Below are 26,840 nucleotides of genomic sequence, written 5' to 3'. Positions count from 1 at the left end.
GGCAGGATAGCATCGCTTCTTCCTGCCTTAGCAAGGGCCGCCTAAGATTTTCAACAGCACCCGGATATACTGTAGCGAACTGTAACGCGGCGCGGTGATGGCGCAGATTTGCCATTGCCCGGCATAGCGGCAGAGCCCTATGTTCCCCGCCTGACGAAAAGGAAAGGAAGCCGAATGCGTTACCTGCACACGATGGTCCGCGTCCGCGACATGGACGAATCGCTGGACTTCTACTGCAACAAGCTGGGCCTCAAGGAGGTTCGCCGTTCCGAGAACGAGGCGGGCCGCTATACGCTCATCTTTCTTGCCGCACCGGATGACATGGCAAGGGCCGAGCAGGAGAAGGCACCGCTGGTCGAGCTCACTTACAACTGGGATCCGGAAGACTATCAGGGCGGCCGCAACTTCGGCCATCTGGCCTATGAGGTAGACGACATCTACGCGCTGTGCCAGCGCCTGATGGATGCGAACGTGACCATCAATCGTCCGCCGCGCGACGGAAAGATGGCCTTCGTGCGCTCGCCCGACGGTATCTCCATCGAGATCCTGCAGAAGGGCGAGGCGAAGCCGAAGGCCGAGCCCTGGGCTTCCATGCAGAACACGGGAGCGTGGTAGAGGGGATAAGGCGGTAGGGCAATGCGGAGATGGGACCAAAGCGGCGCTGTGGCGTCGGAGCCTGCCTCGAAGCATAGCGTCGATGCCGACTCCTTGCTTCCCTATTGCCGTTCTCCTGCTGCCTTTCCGCGAGGGAGGAGTTCATGAAGGAAGTCCTGAGGGAGCTTGAAAAGCGGCGAGCCGGTGCCCGCGAAGGGGGCGGGAAGGCGCGCATCGAGCACCAGCATGCCAAAGGCAAGCTGACGGCGCGCGAGCGTCTCGATATCTTTCTCGACGAGGGCTCCTTCGAGGAGTTCGACATGTTCGTCGAGCACCGCTCGACGGATTTCGGCATGGAGAAAACGAGGATCGCCGGCGATGGGGTCGTCACCGGCTGGGGCACGGTGAACGGCCGCACGGTCTTCGTCTTTGCCAAGGACTTCACCGTCTTCGGCGGGTCTCTGTCGCAGGCCCATGCCGAGAAGGTGATGAAGATCCAGGACATGGCGCTGAAGAACCGTGCGCCGATCATCGGCTTCTACGATGCCGGCGGTGCGCGCATCCAGGAAGGGGTCGCAGCACTCGGCGGCTATGCGGAGATCTTCCAGCGCAATGTGCTCGCCTCCGGCGTCATTCCGCAGATCTCGGTCATCATGGGCCCCTGTGCGGGCGGCGACGTCTATTCGCCTGCCATGACGGACTTCATCTTCATGGTCCGTGACACCTCCTACATGTTCGTCACCGGGCCGGACGTGGTGAAGACCGTCACCAACGAGACGGTGACGGCGGAAGAGCTCGGCGGCGCGCGCATCCATACGACCAGGTCCTCCATCGCCGACGGCGCATATGACAACGACGTCGAGGCGCTGCTGCAGATGCGCCGCCTCGTCGACTTCCTGCCGTCGTCCAACACGGCCGACCTTCCGGAGATCGATTGCTACGGCGACATCACGGCCGACGACCAGTCACTCGACGGGCTCATTCCTGCGAACGCGAACAAGCCTTACGACATCAAGGAGCTGATCCTGAAGACCGCCGACGAGGGCGATTTCTTCGAAGTGCAGGAAGGCTTCGCCAGGAACATCGTCACCGGCTTCGGCCGCATCGAAGGGCGAACGGTGGGCTTCGTCGCCAACCAGCCCATGGTGCTGGCCGGCGTCCTCGATTCGGACGCCTCGCGCAAGGCAGCCCGCTTCGTGCGCTTCTGCGACTGCTTCAACATACCGATCGTCACCTTCGTCGACGTGCCGGGCTTTCTGCCCGGCACCGCGCAGGAATATGGCGGCCTCATCAAGCACGGCGCCAAGCTCCTCTTCGCCTATGCGGAGGCAACCGTGCCGAAGATCACCGTCATCACGCGCAAGGCCTTCGGCGGCGCCTATGACGTCATGGCCTCCAAGCACCTGCGCGGCGACATCAACTATGCCTGGCCGACCGCGCAGATCGCCGTCATGGGTGCCAGGGGGGCGGTCGAGATCATCTTCCGCAAGGACATCGCCGACGCGGAGAAGATCGCCGAACATACGAAGCGTTACGAGGAGCGCTTCCTCTCCCCCTTCGTCGCTGCCGAGCGGGGTTATGTGGACGAGGTGATCATGCCGCATTCGACGCGGCGCCGCGTGGCCCGCGCGCTTCGCATGCTGCGCCGCAAGGACCTGCAAAATCCCTGGAAGAAGCACGACAACATCCCGCTTTGAATTTGGCCGCACATTTCTGCACGAGAGGAAAAGGCGTTTTCACACCTTGTCTGGCAAGCGGAAGCGGAGCATTGGCGTTTACAGCCGAATGGAATCACCGGCGTTGCGCAAATGCGGCAGTCGAGCGGTGATCCGCCTCGAGCGATGCTGGGCAGGACGAACCGTCCATGCTTCAATGCAACGTGCTTCCCTCGCAGCGGCGGCTCCGGGGATGCCCGCTATGCGAGAACGGTCCGTGGAAGAACATCGCCGCGTTCAGTGCCATGCCGTGCGCCAATATCTCCGCTTCCAGCTCCGCGACGCTCACCTCCGGAAACCGCGCTTTCATCTCCCAGGCCACGGCCGGAACATTCAGCACGCCCTCACGCTCCAGCGCCTGTCCGACCGCCATTTGCAGCTCCCGCAGCAGCGTGACTGAAAATCGCGTCATGAACGGCCTCCTAGCTTCTCCTGCCGCCGCCGATTGCCGCCGACGAAGATCGCTACAATAGGCCGCTCCGAAGCCGCACGCAACGAGTAATCCATTATTTTTCAATGAGTTAGTAAAATCCAAAGAATGCATCTCCCAAGCCACATACAAAAAATCAGCCAGTTACTCATTCTTATCACTTGACTGACAATTCCCCATTCCCACCTAACTGAAGCATCTGGAACGATGCTGCCAGCTTAGGAGGACTCACGTGGCCGCTCTGGAGCGACCGGAACGTCTGCAGATCATGTTGAGCGCCGAGGAATTGAAGGCGCTCGAGGATTTTCGTTTCGAGAACCGCATGCCAAGCCGGGCGGCCGCCGTGCGCGAATTGCTCCGGCGCGGCCTCGCCTCAGGCGGGTTCCTCAAGGTGGCCAGCGGGGTGAAATCCCAGGATTTCGGCGTGATCGACAGCATCACGCTCGCAACCTCCTCCGACGGATCGCAGGATCCGCGCGAAGAAGCCTGAGGCCCGAACGTCCGTTAGAACGATTTTGGCGGCACGAAGAGGCAGATGGTGCGCGTCGTGTCGGCGCCGGCGACCGAGCACCAGTGATAAACGCCATCCGGCGACTGCCTTACGCGCCTGTCGCTATAGGCGACCACCTCCCCGGTCGTGTTGATGACATAGCCTTCCGGCCGCTCCGAAATGACACTTGCCGGCACCTCCCGGCAGTCATTGTTGGAGCAGCACGCGTAAGGGTACGTCCAGCCCGATTTGGCGTCGTGGGCAAGCCCTGCGGAAGGCAGGATCAAAATGGATATCAGCAAACCCGCGGCGGCGCCGCACATCGAGAGGGGTGAGTTCGAGCCATCCATGGCTACTCCTCGAAATTGCCCCCCGAGGTTGACATTTTGCCCAGTGTGGATGGTGAAAGGTCAAGGATATCCTAACACCGGCCTTGGGGCCCTCGCCGGCAAGAACGCCATCCTCCGGCGATTGTTCCCATTCCCGTAGCGCGGGGCAGATTGACATTTGCCTCATAGGAGTGTGGGTTGCGCTTGAAGATGCGGAGAGCACCCGTGTGCGAGGCTTCTGCCGATCCGCCGACTGGCCAAGCGGAATGGGCGCCATGACCAAGACCGATATCGCACGCCGCGTCTACAACCACACGTGGAAGCTCGACCCGATCTGCCGCAGCTTGCTGGATACGGATTTCTACAAGCTGCTGATGCTGCAGATGATCTGGGGCCTCTATCCGCATGTGGACGCCACCTTCTCGCTGACCAACCGCAACAGAAACGTCCACCTCGCCGCAGAGATCGACGAGGGCGAGCTGCGCGAGCAGCTCGACCATGCCCGCTCCATCCGTTTTGCGAAGAAGGAGATGATCTGGCTCGCCGGCAACAGCTTCTATGGCCGCAAGCAGATCTTCCAGCCCGAATTCCTCGCCTGGCTCGCCGATTTCCGCCTGCCCGAATACGAGCTTTCCCGCCGCGACGGCCAGCTCGAACTCCATTTCCATGGACGCTGGATGGAAACCACCATGTGGGAGATCCCGGCCCTGGCGATCGTCAACGAGCTGCGCTCGCGCGCGGCCATGCGCTCCCTCGGCCCGTTCGCGCTCGACGTGCTCTATGCCCGCGCCAAGGCCAAGGTCTGGGAAAAGGTCGAGCGGCTGAAGAAATATCCCGAGATCCGCATCTCGGATTTCGGCACACGCCGCCGCCATTCCTTCCTCTGGCAGCGCTGGTGCGTGGAGGCCCTCAAGGAAGGAATCGGCGAAGCCTTCACCGGCACGTCCAACGTGCTTCTTGCCATGGACACGGACCTGGAGGCGCTGGGCACCAACGCCCATGAGCTTCCCATGGTTCTTGCCGCCCTTACCGACAAGGACGAAGAGTTGAAGGCCTCGCCCTACCAGGTGCTCCGCGACTGGCAGAGCTATTATGGCGGCAATCTCCTGATCGTGCTTCCCGATACGTTCGGCACCGAATCCTTCCTGCAGGCCGCGCCCGAGTGGGTGGCTGATTGGACCGGCTTCCGGCCCGACAGCGCGCCGCCCGTCGAGGGTGGCGAGCGCATCATCGCCTGGTGGAAGAAGCACGGCCGGGACCCGCGCGAAAAGCTCCTCATCTTCTCCGATGCACTCGATGTCGACACGATCGAGCGCACCTACAAGCACTTCAAGGGCCGGGTGCGCATGGCCTTCGGCTGGGGCACCAATCTCACCAACGACTTCGAGGGCTGCGCACCGGAAGAGATCGCCAGGCTCAAGGCCATCTCGCTCGTTTGCAAGGTCAGCGAGGCGAATGGCCGGCCCGCGGTGAAGCTCTCCGACAACCCGGAAAAAGCCACGGGCGATCCCGCGGAAATCCAGCGCTACCTTCGGGTGTTCGGCGGCCACAACCGCGTCCGCCAGCCTGTGGCGGTGTGAGGACAGAGTTGCCGTCGGGGGACCGACGGAGGTTTGTGCAACACCCTCAACCCCCGGATCATGCTGTTCGCGTCTGGCTATTCTTGCTCCAGCATCTCCTTAACCGTCGTCGCCAACTGCTTGAGCGAGAAGGGTTTTGGAAGGAAGCCGAAAATGGCGTCCTCGGGCAGGTTCTTGGCGAAGGCGTCCTCGGCATAGCCTGAAACGAAGATGAACTTGATTCCCGGCTGCACCTTGCGCAATTCGCGCAAAAGCGTCGGCCCGTCCATCTCCGGCATCACCACGTCCGACACGACGATGTCGACCTTTCCCTCGAGCGCGTTGAAGATCTCGAGCGCTTCGGTGCCGGAACTCGCCTCGTGCACCTCGTAGCCGCGCGAGGTGAGCGCGCGCACGCTGCCCATCCTGACGGCGTCCTCGTCCTCCACGAGCAGCACGCGCGCGGAGCCGGAAAGGTCGCGGTTGACGTCCTTTCTCTGCGCCGGCTCGGCCGCCCCGTTCGCGGCAGCTTTTTCGGCTGCGGCTTCGGCCGGAGTCGGCACATGCCGCGGCAGGAAGATGCGGAAGGTGGTCCCCTTGCCCACCTCCGAATCACAGAAGATGAAGCCGCCGGTCTGCTTGACGATGCCGTAGACCATGGAAAGGCCGAGGCCGGTTCCCTTCCCCACCTCCTTGGTGGTGAAGAACGGCTCGAAGATCTTCTTCTGCACCTCCGGCGGGATGCCCGTACCCGTATCCTCCACCTCGACCACCACATAGTCGGCCGGCTGGAGCTCGCGATAGGGCAATGCTGCGCACTCCTCCGCGGTCACGTTCCTGGTCCGCACGGTGAGCCGGCCGCGTTCAGGCATCGCATCGCGCGCATTGACCGCGAGGTTCACGATCACCTGCTCGAACTGACCGATATCGGCCTTTACGGGCCACAGGTCGCGGCCGTGCTCAACGGTGAGCGTGACGTCGTTGCCGACCAGCCGCGAGAGCAGCATGCGGATATCGGCCAGCACATCGGTGAGGTTGAGCACCTCCGGCCGCAGCGTCTGCCGCCGCGAGAAGGCCAGGAGCTGGCGCACCAGCGAGGCCGCGCGGTTGGCATTCTGCTTGATGTTCATGATGTCCGGGAAGGACGGATCGGACGGCCGGTGATTGGTCAGAAGCAGGTCGGACGCCATGATGATGGCAGTCAGCACGTTGTTGAAGTCGTGCGCGATGCCGCCCGCGAGCTGCCCCACCGCCTGCATCTTCTGGCTCTGGGCCATCTGCGCTTCCAGCGCTTTCTGCTCGGTGGTCTCCACCGCATAGACGATGGCCGCTTCCTCCGCCGCCTCGCCGCCGCCGGGATCGGCCACGGCATTGACGTAGAAGCGCATGTGGCGCTCCTCGTCGTCCGGCAGCACCGTGTCGATGGGCGTGATGTCGGCCTGGCGCTGCTTGGCCTTCTCGAGCGCGAGCGCGAAAGCCTCCCGGTCGCGCTGGTGCATCACCATGTCCAGCCTGATGCGCCGGTCCACGGCGTCCCGGTCGACCACGGTCGAAAACAGCGACAGGAAGGGCGCATTGGTGCGCAGGATGCGCCCCTCCTGGTCGACGCTGGCGATCGCCATGGGCGTCGAATTGAAGAAGCGCGTGAACCGCACCTCCGAGGCGCGCAGGTCGGTCGATGCGTCCTCGCCCAGCGTGCGGTTGAGCACGATCGTGCGGGTGGGGCCGGGCGCACTGTCCCGCGAGGCGGTCACCCGGTGCAGGAAGCGCACGGGCAGCACCTCGCCGCGCGTGGTCGCAAGGTCGAGGTCGATCACGGCATTGCGCGTTTCTCCATGTTCGGCCTTCACGGCCTGGATGAGCGCCATGCCGTCCCCAACCACGAGATCCGAGAGCGAGACCGCGCCGGGCACGAAATTGGCGAGATCCATGCCCAACCACTCCGCCAGCGTGGCGTTGAGATAGGTGAGCCGCCCTTCCGGATCGGCCGCGAAGAAGCCCGCCGGCGCGTGGTCCAGATGATCGATCGCTTTCTGCAAGTCGAGGAAGAAGCGCTCCTGCTCGGCGCGTTCCTCGGAAATGTCGGTGATGAGCCAGGCCGAGAGCGGCATGCGATAGCCCGGCACCTTGAAGACCCGCGCCCAGACACGGTACCAGCGCGCGCCCGGCTCGGCCCCGGCGCGGATCGGCCGGGACAGGCGGAACTCGCCGTCGTCGGCCTTCCCGTCGCGCAGCCCGGCGGCAAGCCGCTCGATGGTGGGCGCAGCCTCGGCATTGTCGGAAAGCAAGGCCTCCACCGCCTTGACATCGGCTGATGAGGAGGCCCCGGTGAGCTCCGCATAGGCGCGGTTGACATAGAGGATGCGGCCCTTCGCATCCGCGACGATAAGGCCTTCGCTCATCGAATCGACGAAGGAGCGCGAGAGCTCGTCGCCGGAGGATCGCCGTGCGATCTGGATGAAGCCGATGGCGCTGGCGAAGAGATAGCCGACGCCGATCATCGCCAGAACGCCGAGCACGCCGAGCAGGAAGTCCTCGCCCACGCGCTCCTGGAACAGGGCTACCGCGAGGGCCGAGCCGGTCAGTACGACGATGAAGATGACCAGCCGCGTCAGCACGCCCGGCCTGATCCCCTGATCGATGATGGGCGCCGCTTCCATTTCCGTGCCATTCTGCTTGGCCATCCACTCCCTCGCGCCGTTCGCACGCGGCCCCATGCTTCCTTCCGCATATAACAGGGCCGCGCCGGGGCGCAAGGTCGCCCGCATTCCACGCCTTTCAATCCCCATGGGATGCGCCTGATTCCGGGTTGCCGCGCCCCGCATCCAAGCCTAGTTATAAACGCTTGAAGATGAACGGATAGTCCGGAGATGTCGATGAATGGCTGGCTAGGCAATTTGACGGAGGGAGGATTCGCCGCGGCGGCGGCCTGGACGCTCGCCGCGCTCGCCGTCCTGGTGCTCCTGCTGATCGCCCTGCGCCTCATCCGCAATTACCGCTCGGGAGGGACCTTCATCGCCGGCGGGCGCCACCGCGCGCCGCGGCTTGCCGTCATCGACGCGGCTGCCGTGGACGACAGGCGGCGCCTGGTGCTCGTGCGCCGCGATGAGGTGGAACATCTCCTCCTCATCGGCGGCCCCACCGACATCGTCGTGGAAGAGGGCATCCGTCCGCTAACCGCCGCGCCGCAGCCGCGGCGCGAGCCCGGTCCTCCCGCTCCGTCTCCGAGCCTGTCGCCCGTTTCCCCTGTGCCGCCGCGCCCGGTGGAGAGCACGCCGAGACGCCAGCCTGCCTCTCCCATGCAGGCGCCTCGCGCGGAGCCTGCCGCCGCTCCCGAGCCTCCCATGCAGCAGCGCAAAGCGCCGATCGCGCCCCCGCCGCCGGTCGAACCTCAGCCACGCATGTCGTCTCCTGCTCCCGCCGCGCGCCAGGAGCCGCCGCGCGCCGCCTCCACGCCGCCCGCCCGCGAACCGGAGATGCCCTCCGCCCGTGAAAACGAGATAGACACCGCGTTCCTGGAGGAGATCCGGCCCGAATCGGAAGCGCCCAGGCACCCGGCCCCGGCAGCCGAACCTGCGCCGCAGCAGCGGCAGGAAGCCTCGATCGAGGAAGAGATGAGCCGTCTCCTCGATGATCTCGTCGACGACGAGAAGAAGGAACGCTGACCGGGCCCGGCATCACTTGACGTCTGTTGCTCGCCCGCAGGCGCCCTCCATCAGCGTTCATCGTATGGAATCCGATGCTCCACCGCCTCACGGCGCTCCGCTCGCTAGGTATGGCCATTCTCCATTCTCTTGAAGGCACACTTTACCGTTGCCACGCCCGCTTTCGCGTCTGGCCATTGATGGGTTTGGGAAGCGGGGCGCACCGTTCACGCCACAAAATTAAAAAAGGCGCTCCCTTTGGCCCTCCGCTTTCGCTCCGGGCGTTCGTTCGCTCGAAAAGCCAAATCGTTGGCTTTTCGTCCGCTGCGCGGACCGCTCCTCACCCCCGCCGGAGTCTGTCCCGACCTCGGCCGATCACTCGGACCCTTCTCCTTCCCGGCTGCACCCAATGAAGGGGGTGGTCTCTGCCGGGCCGAAGGAGAACCCTAGCGGCTTCTCCGCGGTTTCCGCGATGCCGTCTCTCACCCAGCATCCGTTTTTCCGGAAACGGCCTCTCACACCCACCGCCCCGGCACCGCCGGCCTGTCGCGGGCCCTCGGATCCCCAGGTTCCGATCCTGGGGAGGGAGGTTTCCGCCGCCCTCCCGAACACCCGGTGCGCATCCGGTTCCCGCGAGAGCGATGGGGCAAGAATAAACCGGGCGGAGGGAGTGGGGAGAAAAACAACGTGTTTTTGTTGATGGTGAATGGTGGATGGTGGATGGTGAATGGTGAATGGGAACAAAGGGTTGGCAGCGAAAGATAAACTCAAGATGGGCGATTTCTGTCCCCATCAGGAGAGGAAAGTTCTCACATTCATGGACCAGCTTGCTTCCAGCCGATAACTACCGGGCCAGCCGCTAGGCCGGTATGCGGCTCAGGCATCCATGGCAGCGGTGCCGCCAGGGGCCGGGCTGTCCATGCGCTCTTCATCGGCCGAGACGCTTCAGCCCTCGGCAAGCAGAGGAGTGTGGGGGCAATGATGGGCAGCGGATGCTGCCTGAAGATAATCTCCCGCCCGGTCGTCGCCGGACGGGAGATGGATTCGTCCGCTTGCGCGGATGCTACTGCTCTGCCTGGCCCATGGCCTCCGTCACCCGTTCCGCCAAGGCGGGGTCCGTTTGCGCCGCCCGGATGATCTGGTTGTATTCATCCACCGAGATGCCTTTGTCCTGGACCGCCTGCAACATCTTCTGGCCGGCCTCGTTCTGGATCTGCTGCTGCTCCCCTTCAGAGCCGGCTCCCTGCAGCCGTTGTGAATATTCCTGCTTGATCTTCTCGACTTCGGCAAACGCCACGACGAAAGACTGCAGTTTTTCCTCGCTGACGGCTGGAGCCTCAGCGGCCGGTTCGGAAGGCTGGTTCGCGGCAGGTGCGGAGGGTTGGGGCGGCTCCTGAGCGAGCGCGGGTGCGGCAACGACAACACCGGCGGACAGGCAGGCGGCCGCAAGCAGGTTTCGAGAACTGTTCTTCAAAATCACGTTCCTGATCCTTCTTTGGCTTTTCGTCCGGCGGACAAGGCAAGACCCGAGCCCGCAACGCTGCCCGTGTCATCACGGGCAGTGCCAAGAATGGGAGCCGAATGCGGCGATTGAAACAGCGCAGGGCCGATCCGGGCCATCATTTCCGCTTAACGCCGGAAAGAAATCCTGACGGCAACGGGGATTGCCAAGCCTCATTTTCGGATATGGCGCCAGAGCCGACATGCCCCGCGTGAGCACGGCAGCCCCTGATCGGCTCCGAGGACACCGGCTTTTCCTTCGGGTCGGGCCCCTGCGCGCCTTAGAACGGGATTTCGTCGTCCAGATCGCGCGAGTAGCCGCCGCCACCACCGCCGCCGCTTTCGGCCGGGCTCGACTGGCCGAAATCGGAGTTGCGCCCGCCGCCGCCATATCCCACCTGGCCTTCGCCGCCCTGCCCGCGCGAATCGAGCATCTGCAGCTCGCCGCGGAACTTCTGCAGTACCACCTCGGTCGTATAGCGGTCCTGGCCGGACTGGTCGGTCCATTTCCGGGTCTGCAACTGCCCCTCGATATAGACCTTCATGCCCTTCTTCAGATACTGCTCGGCCACCTTCGCCAGATTGTCGTTGAAGATCACGACATTGTGCCATTCGGTGCGGTCGCGCCGCTCGCCGGTGTTCCGGTCGCGCCAGCTCTCCGAAGTCGCGATCCGAAGGTTCACGACCGGGTCGCCCGAATTGAGTCGCCGGATCTCGGGATCCGCTCCCAGATTGCCGACCAAGATCACCTTGTTGACGCTACCCGCCATGACATCACTCCACTCATCCAAAATTTCGCAACCGGAGGCCGTTCATTGCGGGATCAACAGCCCCGCAGCAACCCGGCTGCTCCCATCCAGGCGACGATCCTATCCGATCGACGCTCGCCGCGCGCCCGCGAATGGGCGCACCTCACCGACCCGTCCACAACTCATTTGTTCTTTTTTTGTTCTAACGCAGAACAATGCATCGCGCAAGCGGAGCCATGCTTCGGAATGTGCGCGGATTGCCGGCCCTGGCTCGCGCGGTTCCGCTCCACCGCCGCTTATGCGACGCCTGCTCGTTGCACTCTCCAGCAACTGCCGAACCAAAGGGGAAGGCCCCGCCGCCGCTTGGTTTCCGGGCGCGCAGGGGCCGATCTAGGATTTTCCATGCCGGGAGCAAATGACCGGCTTTTCATCGGACGGCGTTGCCACCATCCGCGCAATTTCCTGATTGTCGGCAGTCGGCTGGTGCTGACGCGGCGTCCACCCGAACGGCATTTCCGCACTTCCCGCGGCCTTAGGCCCTACCGGGACATGCTTGGTGGATCAGGTCAGCCCCAAACCGGCTGTGGCTCCACATCCGTGGTGGAGCCCTGTGAACAGTCCGGTGGAGTCATGCCTCCCTCCCTGTTTCGTTGCTCCAGCGTCGTCGGCAAGCGGCGAGCTCAAGGCAGTGCCTTGAAACGCCATCTCCCGACGTGAAAGGATTCTGCGCCCCGCCCGCCCGTCCTGTCAAGCCATCCCGCGAAAGGAGCGCAAAAGTGATCGGCGCGGGAGCAGCACCCTCCCGACATCGTTGTGTCAGGAGATTGTTCGTCCTTTGTTCTTTTCACTTGCCCTCGCTGCAAAAAGCTGGAAAAGGTGGAGGAGATCATCCTGGCACTGGTCCGAGGGCGAGATGCGGCTGCGCCATCGATATTGGCCCCGCATTTCCTATATAAGCGTAGCCGGCCGACCGGCCGGCGGTTCTGGACAATCGGAAGGCATCGACGGGGCATGCCCGATCACAAGGTCATTTCCATTCGCGGCGCGCGCGAGCACAATCTGAAGAATGTCGATCTCGATCTGCCGCGCGAGAAGCTGATCGTCATGACCGGGCTTTCGGGCTCGGGGAAATCCTCGCTCGCATTCGACACGATCTATGCCGAAGGGCAGCGCCGCTATGTGGAGAGCCTGTCGGCCTATGCGCGCCAGTTCCTGGAGATGATGCAAAAGCCCGACGTCGACCAGATCGACGGGCTGTCGCCGGCGATCTCCATCGAGCAGAAGACCACCTCGAAGAACCCACGCTCCACGGTCGGCACCGTCACCGAGATCTACGACTATATGCGCCTGCTCTTCGCGCGCGTGGGCGTTCCCTATTCGCCGGCCACGGGCCTGCCGATCGAGAGCCAGACGGTGAGCCAGATGGTGGATCGCGTGCTGGCGCTCGAGGAAGGCACGCGGCTCTATATCCTCGCGCCGATCGTGCGCGGGCGGAAGGGCGAATACCGCAAGGAGCTCGCCGAACTCCAGAAGAAGGGCTTCCAGCGCGTCAAGGTGGACGGCGAGTTCTACGAGATCGCCGACGTGCCGGCGCTCGACAAGAAGTACAAGCACGACATCGACGTGGTGGTCGACCGCGTGGTGGTGCGCCCGGATCTCGCGACGCGGCTGGCGGATTCGCTCGAGACCTGCCTCGGCCTTTCCGACGGGCTGGCGGTGGCCGAGTTCGCTGACCGCCCCCTGCCCGATGCCGCGACGGAAGGCGCGAACAAATCAAAGAACGAGACGCATGAGCGGCTTCTCTTCTCGGAGAGATTCGCCTGTCCCGTTTCCGGTTTCACCATTTCCGAGATCGAGCCGAGGCTCTTCTCCTTCAACAATCCGGCGGGCGCCTGCCCCGCCTGCGACGGGCTCGGCAGCGAGCGCGCGATCGACCCCGACCTCGTGGTGCCGGACGAGAACGCCATCCTGCGCGAAGGCGCTGTCCAGCCCTGGGCGAAGTCCACATCGCCCTATTACCTGCAGACGCTGGAGGCGCTCGGCAAGGAATACGGCTTCAAGGTGAGCAACCGCTGGAAGGACCTGTCGGAGGAAGCGCAGCAGGCGATCCTGCACGGCACGGGCGAGCGGAAGATCAACTTCGACTACAATGACGGGCTGCGCAGCTACCGCACCACGAAGCCCTTCGAGGGCGTGGTGAGCAACCTGCAGCGGCGCTGGAAGGAAACCGAGTCGGCCTGGATGCGCGAGGAGATCGAGCGCTACATGTCGGCCCATCCCTGCCCCGCCTGCAGGGGCTACCGGCTGAAGCCCGAAGCGCTGGCGGTGAAGGTCGCCGGCCTCCATATCGGCGAAGTCACCGAGATGTCGATCCGCAAGGCCGGCGTCTGGTTCGAGGCGCTGCCGGAAAGGCTGAACGACAAGCAGAACGAGATCGCGGTCCGCATCCTGAAGGAGATCCGGGAGCGGCTTCGGTTCCTGAACGATGTCGGCCTCGATTATCTCACGCTCTCGCGCAATTCCGGTTCGCTCTCCGGCGGCGAGAGCCAGCGCATCCGCTTGGCATCGCAGATCGGCTCCGGCCTCACCGGGGTGCTCTATGTGCTGGACGAGCCGTCGATCGGCCTGCACCAGCGCGACAACGACCGGCTGCTCGCGACGCTTCGCCATCTGCGCGACCTCGGCAACACGGTGATCGTGGTCGAGCACGATGAGGACGCGATCCTTACGGCCGACTATGTGGTCGACATCGGCCCGGCTGCGGGCGTGCATGGCGGACGCATCATGGCCGAGGGAATGCCGCGCGAGATCATGGCGAACCCGAATTCGGTCACCGGCAAGTATCTCACGGGCGAGTTGTCCATCCCGATGCCGGAGCGTCGGCGCGAGATCTCGAAAAAGCGGCGCATCCGGGTGGTCGGCGCGCGCGGCAACAATCTCAAGGATGTGACGGCGGATATTCCGCTCGGCACGTTCAGCTGCGTTACGGGCGTTTCGGGCGGCGGCAAGTCCACCTTCCTGATCGAGACGCTCTACAAGGCCGCTTCGCGCCGCATCATGGGCTCGCGCGAGCATCCGGCCGAGCACGACCGCATCGAGGGATTGGAGTTCCTGGACAAGGTCATCGACATCGACCAGAGCCCGATCGGGCGCACGCCGCGTTCGAACCCGGCCACCTATACGGGCGCCTTCTCGCCCATCCGCGACTGGTTCGCGGGACTGCCGGAGGCAAAGGCGCGCGGCTATCAGCCGGGCCGCTTCTCCTTCAACGTCAAGGGTGGGCGTTGCGAGGCCTGCCAGGGCGACGGCGTCATCAAGATCGAAATGCACTTCCTGCCGGATGTCTACGTCACCTGCGACGTCTGCCACGGCAAGCGCTACAACCGCGAGACGCTGGAGGTGACATTCAAGGGCAAGTCGATCGCCGACGTGCTCGAGATGACGGTCGATGAAGGCGTCGAGTTCTTTTCCGCCGTGCCGGCCGTGCGCGACAAGCTCACCACGCTGTCGCGTGTCGGCCTCGGCTACATCCACATCGGCCAGCAGGCGACCACGCTCTCGGGCGGTGAGGCGCAGCGCATCAAGCTCGCCAAGGAACTGTCGAAGAAGGCGACCGGCAAGACGCTCTATATCCTTGACGAGCCGACCACGGGTCTTCACTTCCACGACGTGGCGAAACTGCTCGAAGTGCTGCACGAGCTGGTCGACCAGGGCAACACGGTGGTCGTCATCGAGCACAATCTGGAGGTCATCAAGACGGCCGACTGGATCCTCGATCTCGGGCCCGAAGGCGGCGACGGCGGCGGCGAGCTGGTCGCGGCGGGCGGCATCGATGATGTCATGGCCGAGCCGCGCTCCTATACAGGCAGGTTCCTGAAAGAGCTTCTCGAGCGACGCCCGGCGCGCGGGCGTCAGGCAGCGGAGTAGAACCATGACCACACCCGGCACCATCCGCGCCGGCATCGGCGGCTGGACCTTCGAGCCTTGGGAGGGAACGTTCTATCCAGACGACCTGCCGAAAAAGCGGCAACTCGAATATGCCAGCCGGCAGATGCCGACCATCGAAGTCAACGGCACGTATTACGGCAGCCAGAAGCCTGCCGTCTTCGCCAAATGGGCGAGCGAGGCGCCCGATGGATTCGTCTTTTCGCTCAAGGGCAATCGCTTCGTGACCAACCGGCGGGTCCTCTCCGAGGCGGGTGAGTCCATGGAAAAGTTCCTGGGCTCGGGAATCACCGAGCTGGGAGAGAAGCTCGGGCCGATCGTCTGGCAATTCGCGCCGACGAAACAGTTCGACCCCGAGGATTTCGAGGGTTTCCTGAAGCTTCTTCCCGGCGAGCGCGACGGCATCAGGCTGCGGCACGTCCTGGAGGTGCGCCACCCCTCCTTCATGGCGCCGGACTTCGCCGCACTCGCGCGCAAACATGGCGCGGCCATTTGTTATGCGCACCATTTCACCTATCCCGAGATGGCGGATGTGACGGCCGACTTCGTCTATGCACGGCTGCAGCGCGGCGAGGATTCCATCCCCACGGCCTACACGCCAGCCGACCTCGACGCCTGGGCGGAACGCGCCCAGACCTGGGCAAAGGGCGGCATGCCGGGCGACCTTCCGCTCGCCGACGAGAATGTGAAGATCGAGGCGAAGCCGCGCGACGTGTTCGTTTACTTCATTCACGAGGGCAAGGTGCGCGCGCCCCACGCAGCCCGCGCCTTCATGGAACGGGTGGCAGATTAGAGCCTAGACCGGTTCATCGTTTCATTGAAACGCCGATCCGATCTATCTGATTGTTTTTGCCGCATTTGTGCGACGCCAGATGATTCCATCTGGCTGCAAAATACTCTAGAGCCTTTCAGGTTTTGACGGAAGCGTATCCTGCATTGACGAAGTAGTTGCTGCATTCACTGGGCTGGATTAAGGAGACGAGGCCGCCGATGTGCCGCCATGTCTCCTCGATGGTCCGCTTCTGAGCCGCGCGCATCCAATGCTTGATCTTGGCGAAGGCCTGCTCGATCGGATTGAGGTCGGGCGAGTATGGGGGCAGATACCAGAGCCTTGCGCCGGCGGCTTTGATCATCTGCCGGACGGCGGCCGACTTGTGCGAGCCGAGATTGTCCATGACGACGATGTCGCCCGGTTCAAGCACCGGCACGAGCTGCTGCTCGACATAGGCGCGGAAGCACTGGCCGTTGATCGGTCCATCGAAGACGCAAGGCGCCGTCAGCCGGTCATGGCGCAAAGCGCCGAGGAAGGTCAGCGTGCGCCAGTGGCCGTGCGGGGCAAAGCCGCGCAGGCGCTTGCCGCGTGGTCCCCAGCCCCGCAGCGGCGCCATGTTGGTCTTGATCCAGGTCTCGTCGATGAACACCAGCCGTGTCGGATCGAGACCGGACTGCCAAGAACGCCAGCGTTGCCGCCGGCGGGCGATGTCGGCACGAGCCTGCTCAAGGGCGAACAGCGTTTTTTGAACCGAAGCCCCTCGCGGCGCAGGAACCGCCACACCGTATCGTGCGACACCTTCACGCCGCGCGCCGCCAGCTCTTCCTTCAGCTTGTGCAGCGACAGATGCGGCGTCTGGCTGATCCGCTCGGCGATGAAGGCACGGTGCGGCTCCAGCACGCGCTTGCGGTGCCCGCCCATCTTGCCCGGCGCCACAGACCCGCTCGCACGGTAGCGCTGAGACCACTTCACCGCCGACGAGACGGCAACGCCGAAACGAGCCGCCACCGACCGGCAGCTCTCGCCGGCCTCGACCGCCCCAACAACACGTTCACGCAGATCATTCGAAAGAGGTCGCGTCATCCCATGCTGGCCTCCACTCCAGCCAGCATCTTGAATCACAAAACCTCCGAAATCGGAATCCCCCTTCGATTCAGACACAACCGGAACCGCTCTAGGACAAGGCGGGACTGCCGCCCTCCTGTTCCTTTATCGTCCCGGTGGCGCGTAACACCACTTCGGCGGCGAGGTCGCCTGAGGGCTTTGGCGCGGCAAGCGCCTGCGCCACGTCTGCAAAGCCTTCCCGCTGCGCGCGCCGCGTGGGCGTATCGGACCAAAGGCGCGGCAGAAGGCGGGCGAGATAGGCGGGCCGGACGAATTCATTGAAGAATTCCGGCACGACCGGCCAGCCGGCGATGAGGTTCGGCAGCGACGCCGACCACACTTTCACGAGCAGAGGCCCGATCATGGAGCCGATCCTGTCCGCCCTGTAGACGCTGATGAAGGGCACGCGCGAAAGGGCAAGCTCCAGCGCGACGGTACCCGAGCAGGCAAGCGCCGCGTCGGCTTGCGCGAAGGCGCGCCATTTGCCCTGCCGGTCCAGGATGATCTCCGGGCGGACCGGCCAATCCTTCACGCCGGCCTCCACCAACGGCGCGACATGAGAGACGGTCGGCAGCAGGAGATCGAACGCATGGCCAGCCGCCTTCAGTTCCCGCACCACGTCCGCGAAATCCGGCAGCAGGCGGCGCACCTCCCCCCGGCGGGAGCCCGGTAGAAGAAGGAGCTTTCTTCTCCCGTCTCCCTGCCCTTCCACGTCCTTGGCGAGCTGCGCGCGGGCGGCGGCCGCCACATCCGGATCGCTCGCCAGCCGATGGCCCACAAATGTGCCGGGCGGGCCGCCCAGTCGGCTGAGCTCCTCCGGCTCGAACGGCAGAAGGCACAGCACATGGTCCACATAGGGCCGCATCGCAGCGGCCCTCCCCGGGCGCCATGCCCAAACGCTGGGGCTCACATAATGAACGATGGGAATGGAAGGGGCGGCCGCACGCACCTTCCGCGCCACGCGCAGGCCGAAATCGGGGCTGTCGATCGTGACGAGACAGTCCGGCTTCGCCGCGGTGATCGCGGATGCAGCCTGCCCGATGCGCCGCAGAAGCCGCGGCAGATCGCGGATCACCGCAGAAATGCCCATGATGGCGATATCGTCCGCGTCGAACAGGGAGCGCAGCCCGAGTGCCTGCAGATTGCGCCCACCAACACCCAGAAGCTCGACGGGCTGTCCAGTCGCCCGTCTGATGGCCTCGATCAGGTCCGCACCGAGCAGGTCGCCCGATTCCTCGCCGGCGATCACGGCAATGCGTAAGGCCCGGGTTTCGCTCACTGCTCCCTCCCCCGCGCGAATCCGAGCAGATAGAGGCCGAACTCATCGGCAAGACGCACCGTCTCACCGCATTCGAGGATCAAACTCCGTTCGGCTTCCACCGCAATGCCCGCAAGCCCCGCCTCGTGCGCATCCCTCACCGTCTGCGGTCCGATCGTCGGCAGGTCCACGCGCAGTTCCTGCCCGGGCTTGGCGCATTTGACGAGCACGCCGCGCGACTTGCCGGCGAGCCGTCCGTGTGATCGCAGCACCCTTGCGCGACGCAACAGCCCGTCCGTGCCTTCGATATCCTCGAGCGCTATGGTCCGTCCGCCGACAGCCACGGCTGCCTGGCCGATATCGAGCCGCCCGATCGCCCTTGCGGCGGCGATCGCCGCCGAGATATCCCTTTCGTCGGCACGCGTCGGCGCCATCTTGGTCAGCTGGCCCTGCGGCGCGAGCAGTTCCGGCACCACCTCATGCGCGCCGACGAGCTTGATCCCGTAAGAGTTGATGAAGCCGGCGATGGCGCGCAGCAAGCCATCGTCGCCGCGTGCATAACCGGCGGCAAGGCGGGGCAGATGCAGGAGGATCTTCGGGCTGTAGCGCACGGTGCTCAATGGCGGGCGCCGCGCGACACCGCCGGCGAGCACCATATGGGTCACGCCCCTGCGCTTGAGGATCGAAAGGAGCTTGCCGAGTTCCTCATGCGTCACGCGCAGGAAATCGTATCGGGACGGCTCGTCTTCCAGGTCGGCCTCGCCTTCGATCGCGACCACCAAAGGCCGGTATCCCGCCTTTACGAGCCCGTCCGCAACCTCCTTGGGCAGCAAGCCGCTTCCCGCGACAACAGCGATCCGGTCATTCGCGCTCAGGGCGAGCGCATGCCGTGCATCACTCCCCGTCTGGCCCATCGTCCTCGCCCACGGGGCGCCCGCGTGCGGGCAGCGTGAAGTATTTCCGCTCCCGGCCGGCCATGAAGTCCAGGATATCCATCACCACGGCGGAGCCGGCAAATTCGCCGCGTGCGCGCTCGATGTTCTCGGCCAGAGGACGCTCTTCGGAAAACAGCATGCGATAGGCCTGCCTGACCTGCATCAATTCAGGGCGCGCCATGCCGCTGCGCTTCATGCCGATCACGTTCAGCCCGCGCAGCTTCGCCCGGTCTCCCACCGCCATGCCGAAGGGGATCACGTCCCCCACCACTGCCGCGTATCCGGCCAGGAAAGCATGATGGCCGACGCGCACGAACTGGTGTACCGCCGCATAGCCGGAAATGATGACGCCATCGCCGACGGCGACATGCCCGGCAAGGCAGGCATAATTGGCCATGGTCACATTGCTGCCGAGATCGCAATCATGCGCCACGTGGCTGTAGGCCATGAACATGCAGTTATCGCCGATGGTCGTCCTGCCGCGGCTGGTGTCGGTTCCCCTGTGCAGGGTCACGCCCTCGCGGATGATGCAGCCCTTCCCAATAATCAGGGCGGTCGGGCCGCCCTTGTGCTTGTGGTTCTGCGGGGTTCCCCCGACCACCGCCGTGGGATGGAGCTGACAACCGGCGCCGAGCGTGGTGGCACCGAGAATCGTCGCGTGGCCGACGAGTTCGACATCGTCGCCCAGCACCGCCTCGGAGGAGACATGGCAGAACGGCCCGATCCTCACGCCGGCGCCGAGTTCCGCCCCCTTCTCCACGATTGCCGAGGGATGAATGAAGGTTTCCGCCATCGTCAGACTATTCCGGCTCTTCGTCCGTCAACAGGGCGGATATCATGGCCTCAGCCACCTTCCCGCCGTCGACGATCGCTTCGCAAGCGAATTTCCAGATCATTCCGCGCTGCTTCACTTTCTTGACATGGATCTCCATCCGGTCACCCGGGACAACCGGCTTGCGGAATTTCGCATTCTCGATGGTGAGGAAGTAAACCACCGAGGGCTTGGCCTGTGCGGTCCGGCGAATGCAGATGGCGCCTGCCGTCTGCGCCATCGCCTCCACGATCAGGACACCGGGCATCACCGGCCGCTCCGGGAAATGCCCCTGGAAATGGGGCTCATTCACCGTCACGTTCTTGATACCGATGGCGGAATTGTCGCCGTCGATCTCGATGATGCGGTCCACCATCAGGAACGGATAGCGGTGCGGCAAGAGCCGCAGCACGTTCTGGATATCCAGGCTGTCCATTGCGGGCGGCGCGGCGTCGGCCATCATCTTTTACTCCCCTTGCGCATTCCTTCGACCAGGCTGCGAACCGCGGCGATCTCGCGGAATGCCTGCCGCATGGGCTTGGCCGGTGAGCCGGCCCAGCGCTCGCCGGCCGGAACATCGTCCATGACCCCGCTCGATGCGGCGAGCTGCGCGCGGTCCCCAACGGTGATGTGGTCGGCAATGCCGACCTGACCGCCCAGCATCACATAGTCGCCCAAGGTCACCGAGCCGGACAGGCCGGTAAGGCCGGCGATCACGCAGCGCCGGCCGATATGCACGTTGTGGCCCACCTGCACGAGATTGTCGATCTTGGTGCCCTCGCCGACGATCGTGTCCGAGAGCGCCCCGCGATCGACCGCCGTGTTGGCTCCGATCTCCACGTCGTCCTGTATGATGACGCGGCCGATTTGCGGGTTCTTCTCGAACCCCTTCGGCCCAAGCAGGAAACCGAATCCATCCTGCCCGATCTGCGCGCCGGGATGAATAATCACCCGATCGCCGATAATGGCATATTGCAGCGTCACATTCGGGCCGACATAGCCGTCGCGGCCGATGCTGCACCCCGCTCCGACGACCGCATTGGGTGCGACGATTGTTCCGCGGCCCACGGAAGCACCGACCCCGATCACGGCGCCGGCCTCGATGATGGCGCCCTCCTCGATGACCGCGCCCGACGAGATCATTGCCCGGGGCGAGATCCCGGTTTCACCCGTCACCGGCTGCGGGCTGCTCGCTTGCGGAAAGAGCAGCCGCGCAACCATGGCAAAAGCGTGCTGTGGCTTCGCGCTTGCAAGCACCGCCACACCGGGCGGCGCACTGCCGGCCAGTTCTTCGGAGCACAGGAGTGCTGCGGCGCGAACGGAGTCCATCCTTGCCGCATTCTTCCTGCCCTCGATGAAGACCAAGGTCTCCTCGCCGCCTTCTCCGGATGGTGCGAGGCGACTGATGACCGTCTTTTCCTGAGAGGCATCCACCAGTCGCGCGCCCGTCAAGGCGGCAATCTCGCCCACCTCGAAGCGGCGCGCGGGAACGAAGAAAACCGGTTCCGTCATGAATGCCTTCTCGTCCGGGCCGCCGGCAGGCCGCCCGGACAACGTGCTGAACCCTAGAACCGGGTGGAGATGCCGAAGTTCCAGTGGCGGATACGGTCGGTATCCTCCTTGACCACCGGCTCGGCATAGTCGACGCGCAACGGTCCGAAGGGTGAAGCCCAGATCAGGCTCGCGCCGACCGAGGCACGCCACTCCATGTCGGTGCCCCGCACGGCTGCACTGGTGTAGTCACTGCCGTAGAGCGTTGCCGCATCGGCGAAGACAGCACCACGTAGACCGAAGCTCTCCGGTACGATCGGCAGCGGGAACTGCGCTTCCGCCGTGGCGTGGAAATAGGTCGTGCCGCCGAGATAGTCCCTGTCGTCGTCGATGCCGGGATCGATCAATTCGTATGGACCGATTCCGTTGTACTCGAAGCCGCGGATGATCCGGTCGCTGCTGTTGAACTGATCGAAGATGCGCAGATCCTCATTGCCGTACCCGACGATGTGGCCGCCGCCCACGGTGAGCAGGCCCACGAGGTCCAGCTCGTCGGAGAGCGTGCGGTAATAGTTGGCGCGCGCGGTGAACTTCGCCCATTGCGCATCGCCGCCCAGTCCCGCGACCTCCGCCGTCAGAGTGGCGTGGATGCCGTCATGCGGGTTCTGCATATTGTCGATCGTGTTGTAGATCAGCGACGCGCTGACCGACGACTTCGTCCACTTGCCCTGATCCAGGGCCTGCTCGATGCCGGTGGAGATGTCCTCCGTGGCATCGCCGCGATCGTATTCTTCCTGCGAAAGATTGTAGGCGAACTGCGCCGTCAGCGCCTCCGTGATGGGCAGGCCGAAGCGGATCGTCCCGCCCGTCACTTCCCGATCATAGATGTTGTCGCCATCCGAGTTCTCGAAAGTCCGCGTGTTGCGGAAGATGTCGAAGCCCGCGGCGATGCGGCGCCCGAGGAAGTAAGGCTCGGTGAAGGAGAAGGTGTAGTCGCGGGAATCCTCGCCGCCGGCGGCGGAAAAGCGGATGAACTGCCCGCGGCCGAGGAAGTTGCGCTCGGAGATCGAGCCTTCCACGGAGAAGCCGCCGCTACTGCCGGAAGAGGCGCTGGTGGTGTAGCCGGCACCGATCGAGAACTCGCCGGTCGACTTCTCGACCACGTCGACAACCAGCACCACCTGATCGGGCTGCGAGCCCGGCACGGTGGTGATGTTCACCGTCTGGAAGAAGTTCAGCCGCTCCAGACGCCGCTTGGCGCGTTGGATGAGAACCTGGTTGAAGGCATCGCCTTCGCTGACGTCGAACTCGCGGCGGATGACATAGTCGCGCGTCCGGTTGTTGCCGCGGATCTCGATGCGCTCGACATAGGCGCGCGGCCCCTCGTCGATGGAGTAGACGACCGAGATCGTGTGATTCTCGAAGTCGCGGTTGCCGCGCGGCGTGACCTGGGCGAAGGCGTAGCCGTGGCCGGCGACCGCCTCGGTGAGTTCGATGATCGACTGCTCGACGTCCTCGGCGCTGTAGACGGCACCCTGACGCGTCTTGACGGCGGACTGCAGCGCACCGATGTCGACGCCCGGAATGCTCGATTCGATGCTCACATCGGCAAACCTGTAGCGCGGCCCCTCGTCCACCGTGATGGTGACGGCGTATTCGTTGTCGACGAGCTGGGCGTCGGACGCAATGACCCGGAAATCCGCATAGCCGCGATTATAGTAGAAGCGGCGCAGCGTCTCCTCGTCGGCGCGCAGACGTGCCTCGTCGTAGATGTCGTTGCGCATCATGAAGGAGAAGATGTTCGACTTTTTGGTCGAGATAACGTCCCGCAGGCGCCGGTCGCTGAAAGCGGTGTTGCCCTCGAAATTGACGCGGGAGATCTTGGTCCGGTCGCCTTCCTGAACGTGGAAGATCACATTGACGCGGCCCTCGCCCAGCTCCTGGACCTCGCTCGTCACGGTCGCCTCGTCGCGGCCGATCCGGCTATAGGCCTCGCGAATGGCCTCCGCATCGCTTTCCATGAGCTGGTTGGAGAAGGCCGAACGCGGCTGGAGCTGGATCGCCTGGGTGAGGCTCGCGTCCTTGATCTTCCTGTTGCCCTGGAAGAGCACCTGATTCACGATCGCGTATTCGTCCACGGTCACGACGAGCGCGCCGCCCTGCTGCGTGATCGAGACGTCGGCGAACAGGCCCGTGCCGAACAGGCGCTTGACGGCTTCGTCGACATCGGCGGTGGTGAAGTTCTGCCCCGGGCGGATGCCGACTTGGTTGCGAATCGTCTCGGCATCCACGCGGCGGTTTCCGCGCACCTCGATCCTGCTCACGGTCGCAGCGTAAGCGGAAACGGTTGCGGCCATCTCGGCGACCATCGCTCCGCTCACCACGAGACCGGCCGACAGTGCCATCGCCGAAACGGCGTTCATCAATCTGGAAACTGCCTTCATTGGGCCTTGAAACCTTCTATTCTCGTTGTCCCCACCGCGAGAAATCCAGAATGCGGGCAAAAACACTCACCCGTAATAGCTGGAATTTCCCTACACGCAAGGCTTCTGGTTAATTTGCGTTTACCGAAAGGGCGGGCGTGGCATTCCGGACACGCCTATCCTTCCGCTTGGTAAACGCCGTCTCAACAATATGATCGATTCGATCCCCCGCGATCCTCACCGCCTGCCCGGATTCGCCTTCCTTTAGCATCCGAACAGGTCATTCCAAAAGACGAAACCCATGAAGATCAACACCATAAGCATCCCCGCGCGGTAGACTACCTCCGCCACCTGCTCCGGCACGGGCCGGCGCAGGACCGCCTCCACCGCGTAAAACAAGAGATGCCCGCCATCAAGCGGGGGGATGGGCAAAAGGTTAAGAATCCCGATTCCCACCGACAAAAGCGCCACCAGCTGCACCAGCCATTCGAAGCCGAGGCTGGCGGCTTTTCCCGCCATGTCGGCGATCCTCACCGGCCCGCCGAGTTGACAGCGGTCCTCCCGGCCGGCGACCAGGCGTTTCATGAACTGGCCGGTGCGGGCGATGATGCTCATCGTCTCTTCGACGCCCGCGCCTACGGCTTCCAGCGGGCCGTATTCCACAAGGCGCGGCTGGCCCAGCGCCTCATTGTTGACGACGCCGATGATGCCGATCTTGACCTGGTTGCCGAGCGCATCGGTCTGCTCGCTCACCTCGGGCGTGGCCACCACGGTGACCTGCCTTCCGTCGCGCTCCATGACAAAGGTGAGCGGGTCGCCCGCGCGCGCGGAGACGATGCGCTGCACGTCGCCGAATGTTTCGATGGGTGCGCCGTCGACCGAGACGAAGCGGTCTCCCGGTTCGATTCCCGCCACCGCCGCCGGGCTTTCCGGCCGCACTTCGGCGACCATCGGTTCGGCCACATAGCGGCCGAACAGGGCGAACATGACGGAGAAGACCGCGATGGTCAGAAGGAAATTGAAGAACGGGCCGGCAAAGACCGTCGCCGCGCGCTTCCAGACCGGCTGCAGGTGAAAGGCGACGCGCCGCTCCCCTTCCGAAAGCTTTTCGATCCCCTCGGCGTCGGGCGCGCTCGTGGCGCCCACATCGCCGACGAATTTCACATAGCCGCCCAGGGGGATGGCGGAAAGTCTCCACCGCGTCCCGCGCCGGTCGTTGAATCCGAAAAGCTCCGGGCCAAACCCGATGGAGAAGGCCCGCACGCCGATGCCGCACCAGCGGCCGACGAGGTAATGCCCCATCTCGTGCACGAAGACGACCACCGTCAGCACGAAAAGGAACGGCACGATCGTTCCCAGGAGGAAATTGCCAACACTGAGGATGGAGCCCGTCACGTCGCCCAAGACCAATCCTTGCCTAAGATTAGGGTGCCCGAATTGCTACCCCGCCAGTGTCTCACGAAAGGCGGCAAATCCGTGGCAGATCGTTTGCGCCTCACCGGAAGAACAGGCCGGCGGGCATCGCAAGCCCCGAGAAAACAACACCCAGCAGATACAGAAGGACGGCGGCCGCGACAAGCCCGTCCACGCGATCCATCACCCCGCCGTGGCCGGGGATGAGCGTGCCGGAATCCTTCACGCCGCGGCGCCGCTTGACCATCGATTCGAAGAGGTCGCCCGCTTGCGACGCTGCGGACAGAAGCAAAGCAAGGGCGACCGCCAGCCCCGCCGAAAGCGCGGAATGCGAGAAATAGGCGACAGCCACACCCGCGAGCACCCCGCCCGCGGCGCCGCCGGCAGCCCCGCTCCAGGTTTTGCCGGGGGAAATCGCGGGCGCAAGCTTTGGCCCCCCTGCCGCCCTGCCCACGAAATAGGCGAGAATGTCGGTGCCCCAGACGACGGCGTAGAGAAAGAGAATCGCCGTGAGGCCGGCAGCATCGCTTCCGCGCAGATGAGAGAGGGCGATCGCCGGCAGCCCGGCATAGACGATGCCGTAAGCGCTCCAGCCGCTGCTGCCTGTGAAGACGCCATAAATGAAGGCGACCAGGAAGCAGGCGGCGAGAATGGCCGCCTCGAGCGGCGCGGAAAGCCCTCCCAAAACGGCGAGCAACGCCATAGCCATGACTGCCCAGGCGACCACTTTGTGGCTGCGGCTCTCGCTCGGCCGCATCGCTGTCCATTCGTGGAAGACGAGCGCCGCCAGCACGGCGGCGAACAGCCGGAATGCCATGCCGCCGGCATAGGTGAGCCCCAGGGCGAGTGCCGCGAGGACGAGGGCGGAAGCCACGCGGAGCGTAAGATTGCCCGGGCGGCGGTTGCGGCCTTCTTCGGCCGGCGCCCCTTCGCTCATGATACCGCTTCTTGCGCGACGCGGCCGAACCGGCGGTCCCTCTCCGCGAAGACGTGGATTGCGGCAGCAAGATCGTCGGGCCCGAAGTCCGGCCAGTGGCAGGGCACGAAAACGAACTCGGCATAGGCCGCCTGCCACAGGAGAAAGTTGGAGAGGCGCTGCTCGCCGCTCGTGCGGATGATGAGATCGGGATCGGGCATGCCCGCCGTATCGAGCCGTGCGGCGAAATCGTCCGCCGTCAGCGTGTCCGGATCGAGCCGCCCTGCCCTGGCATCCATGGCGATCGCGCGCGCGGCGCGCAGAATCTCGTCGCGAGAGCCGTAGTTGAAGGCCACCACCAGGTTCATATTGGTGTTGTCGGCCGTCAGGCTTTCCGCTTCCACCAGAAGTGCTGCGATATCCGGCTCCAGCCCTTCGCGGCTGCCCACGATGCGCACGCGCACGCCGTTCTGGTGCAGCTCGGCCAGGTCGCGGCGGATGAAGAGCTTCAAGAGGCCCATGAGGTCGCTGACCTCGGATTTGGGCCGCGACCAGTTCTCGGAGGAGAAGGCATAGATGGTGAGCCACTTGATATCCATCTCGCCGGCGGCACGCACCGTCCGGCGCAGGGTCTCCACGCCCGCCCGATGGCCCGCAGCCCGCGGCAGGCCGCGCGCACGCGCCCAGCGGCCGTTCCCGTCCATAATGATCGCGATATGCGCGGGTTTCACCGCTCTACCCCCTTGTGGTGGTGATGCCGCG

Annotated in this window: 22 protein-coding genes; 7 read left to right on the top strand and 15 right to left on the bottom strand. The window is 64.4% G+C overall.

What is annotated here, in order from left to right:
- The first annotated feature begins 174 nt into the window (after positions 1-174).
- A complete protein-coding gene (gene gloA / locus PVE73_RS12970; protein ID WP_277362654.1) occupies positions 175-615 on the top strand; it encodes a lactoylglutathione lyase in 441 nt (146 codons plus the stop codon).
- Positions 616-758: 143 nt separating this feature from the next.
- Positions 759-2,291 (top strand): acyl-CoA carboxylase subunit beta, encoded by a 1,533-nt coding sequence (locus tag PVE73_RS12965; protein WP_277362653.1) that lies wholly within the window; start codon positions 759-761, stop codon positions 2,289-2,291.
- 172 nt (positions 2,292-2,463) lie between these two features.
- On the opposite strand, the gene PVE73_RS12960 is transcribed toward PVE73_RS12965, so the two are convergent.
- A complete protein-coding gene (locus PVE73_RS12960) occupies positions 2,464-2,721 on the bottom strand; it encodes a hypothetical protein (RefSeq protein ID WP_277362652.1) in 258 nt (85 codons plus the stop codon).
- A 250-nt stretch (positions 2,722-2,971) separates the two neighbouring features.
- Between PVE73_RS12960 and PVE73_RS12955 the strand changes: the two genes are divergently transcribed.
- A complete protein-coding gene (locus PVE73_RS12955; RefSeq protein WP_277362651.1) occupies positions 2,972-3,229 on the top strand; it encodes a hypothetical protein in 258 nt (85 codons plus the stop codon).
- 14 nt (positions 3,230-3,243) lie between these two features.
- Here PVE73_RS12955 and PVE73_RS12950 read toward each other — a convergent pair whose 3' ends face one another.
- Positions 3,244-3,552, bottom strand: coding sequence for a hypothetical protein (locus tag PVE73_RS12950; protein WP_277367445.1), 309 nt, complete (start codon positions 3,550-3,552; stop codon positions 3,244-3,246).
- Positions 3,553-3,833: 281 nt separating this feature from the next.
- On the opposite strand from PVE73_RS12950, the gene pncB reads away from it, so the two are divergent.
- A complete protein-coding gene (pncB, locus tag PVE73_RS12945) occupies positions 3,834-5,138 on the top strand; it encodes a nicotinate phosphoribosyltransferase (protein WP_277362650.1) in 1,305 nt (434 codons plus the stop codon).
- A 77-nt stretch (positions 5,139-5,215) separates the two neighbouring features.
- Here pncB and PVE73_RS12940 read toward each other — a convergent pair whose 3' ends face one another.
- Complete coding sequence (locus PVE73_RS12940; RefSeq protein ID WP_277367444.1) at positions 5,216-7,777, bottom strand: response regulator; 2,562 nt, start codon at positions 7,775-7,777, stop codon at positions 5,216-5,218.
- A gap of 216 nt (positions 7,778-7,993) precedes the next feature.
- Here PVE73_RS12940 and PVE73_RS12935 point away from each other — a divergent pair, with 216 nt between their 5' ends.
- The gene (locus tag PVE73_RS12935; RefSeq protein ID WP_277362649.1) at positions 7,994-8,782 is read left to right on the top strand and encodes a flagellar biosynthetic protein FliO; all 789 of its coding nucleotides are present in this window, start codon (positions 7,994-7,996) and stop codon (positions 8,780-8,782) included.
- A gap of 1,042 nt (positions 8,783-9,824) precedes the next feature.
- Here PVE73_RS12935 and PVE73_RS12930 read toward each other — a convergent pair.
- Positions 9,825-10,235, bottom strand: a complete 411-nt coding sequence (locus PVE73_RS12930) for a DUF4168 domain-containing protein (protein WP_277362648.1) — start codon at positions 10,233-10,235, stop codon at positions 9,825-9,827.
- A gap of 307 nt (positions 10,236-10,542) precedes the next feature.
- Positions 10,543-11,031: a single-stranded DNA-binding protein gene (locus PVE73_RS12925; RefSeq protein WP_277362647.1), complete on the bottom strand. Its 489-nt coding sequence runs from the start codon at positions 11,029-11,031 to the stop codon at positions 10,543-10,545.
- A gap of 990 nt (positions 11,032-12,021) precedes the next feature.
- Here PVE73_RS12925 and uvrA point away from each other — a divergent pair.
- Both uvrA and PVE73_RS12915 read left to right on the top strand, forming a co-directional pair.
- The gene (gene uvrA / locus PVE73_RS12920) at positions 12,022-14,937 is read left to right on the top strand and encodes an excinuclease ABC subunit UvrA (protein ID WP_277362646.1); all 2,916 of its coding nucleotides are present in this window, start codon (positions 12,022-12,024) and stop codon (positions 14,935-14,937) included.
- Positions 14,938-14,941: 4 nt separating this feature from the next.
- Positions 14,942-15,748, top strand: coding sequence for a DUF72 domain-containing protein (locus PVE73_RS12915; RefSeq protein WP_277362645.1), 807 nt, complete (start codon positions 14,942-14,944; stop codon positions 15,746-15,748).
- A 115-nt stretch (positions 15,749-15,863) separates the two neighbouring features.
- Here the strand turns inward: PVE73_RS12915 and PVE73_RS12910 are convergent.
- The 10 genes from PVE73_RS12910 to PVE73_RS12865 all read right to left on the bottom strand — a co-directional run bounded on the left by PVE73_RS12910 (position 15,864) and on the right by PVE73_RS12865 (position 26,782).
- A protein-coding gene (locus tag PVE73_RS12910; RefSeq protein ID WP_277362644.1) for an IS630 family transposase occupies positions 15,864-16,810 on the bottom strand; the annotation gives its coding sequence in 2 pieces (ribosomal slippage) (positions 15,864-16,474 and positions 16,474-16,810; 948 coding nt in all).
- Positions 16,811-16,901: 91 nt separating this feature from the next.
- Complete coding sequence (gene lpxB / locus PVE73_RS12905; protein WP_277362643.1) at positions 16,902-18,110, bottom strand: lipid-A-disaccharide synthase; 1,209 nt, start codon at positions 18,108-18,110, stop codon at positions 16,902-16,904.
- Positions 18,107-19,003, bottom strand: a complete 897-nt coding sequence (lpxI, locus tag PVE73_RS12900; protein ID WP_277362642.1) for a UDP-2,3-diacylglucosamine diphosphatase LpxI — start codon at positions 19,001-19,003, stop codon at positions 18,107-18,109. The genes lpxB and lpxI overlap by 4 nt, the downstream gene beginning before the upstream one ends.
- The gene (lpxA, locus tag PVE73_RS12895; RefSeq protein WP_277362641.1) at positions 18,984-19,817 is read right to left on the bottom strand and encodes an acyl-ACP--UDP-N-acetylglucosamine O-acyltransferase; all 834 of its coding nucleotides are present in this window, start codon (positions 19,815-19,817) and stop codon (positions 18,984-18,986) included. The genes lpxI and lpxA overlap by 20 nt, the downstream gene beginning before the upstream one ends.
- Positions 19,818-19,824: 7 nt before the next feature.
- Positions 19,825-20,295 (bottom strand): 3-hydroxyacyl-ACP dehydratase FabZ, encoded by a 471-nt coding sequence (fabZ, locus tag PVE73_RS12890; RefSeq protein ID WP_277367443.1) that lies wholly within the window; start codon positions 20,293-20,295, stop codon positions 19,825-19,827.
- Positions 20,295-21,347, bottom strand: coding sequence for a UDP-3-O-(3-hydroxymyristoyl)glucosamine N-acyltransferase (lpxD, locus tag PVE73_RS12885; protein WP_277362640.1), 1,053 nt, complete (start codon positions 21,345-21,347; stop codon positions 20,295-20,297). The genes fabZ and lpxD overlap by 1 nt, the downstream gene beginning before the upstream one ends.
- A 53-nt stretch (positions 21,348-21,400) precedes the next feature.
- Positions 21,401-23,770 carry an outer membrane protein assembly factor BamA gene (gene bamA, locus PVE73_RS12880; protein ID WP_277362639.1) on the bottom strand — a complete coding sequence of 790 codons (2,370 nt, stop codon included), beginning with the start codon at positions 23,768-23,770 and terminating at the stop codon, positions 21,401-21,403.
- Between the two features lie 243 nt (positions 23,771-24,013).
- Entirely contained in the window at positions 24,014-25,153 is a 1,140-nt protein-coding gene (gene rseP, locus PVE73_RS12875; RefSeq protein WP_346772366.1) for an RIP metalloprotease RseP, read from the bottom strand.
- 91 nt (positions 25,154-25,244) lie between these two features.
- Positions 25,245-26,099 (bottom strand): phosphatidate cytidylyltransferase, encoded by an 855-nt coding sequence (locus PVE73_RS12870; protein ID WP_277362638.1) that lies wholly within the window; start codon positions 26,097-26,099, stop codon positions 25,245-25,247.
- A complete protein-coding gene (locus PVE73_RS12865) occupies positions 26,096-26,782 on the bottom strand; it encodes an isoprenyl transferase (RefSeq protein WP_277367441.1) in 687 nt (228 codons plus the stop codon). Before PVE73_RS12865 ends, PVE73_RS12870 begins: the two co-directional genes overlap by 4 nt.
- Between the last annotated feature and the right edge of the window lie 58 nt (positions 26,783-26,840).

The sequence above is a fragment of the Chelativorans sp. AA-79 genome, assembly GCF_029457495.1.
In the GTDB taxonomy this organism is placed as follows: Bacteria; Pseudomonadota; Alphaproteobacteria; order Rhizobiales; family Rhizobiaceae; genus Chelativorans.
Note: the sequence above shows the minus strand (reverse complement) of the source record. Positions and strands in the feature narration are given on the sequence as shown.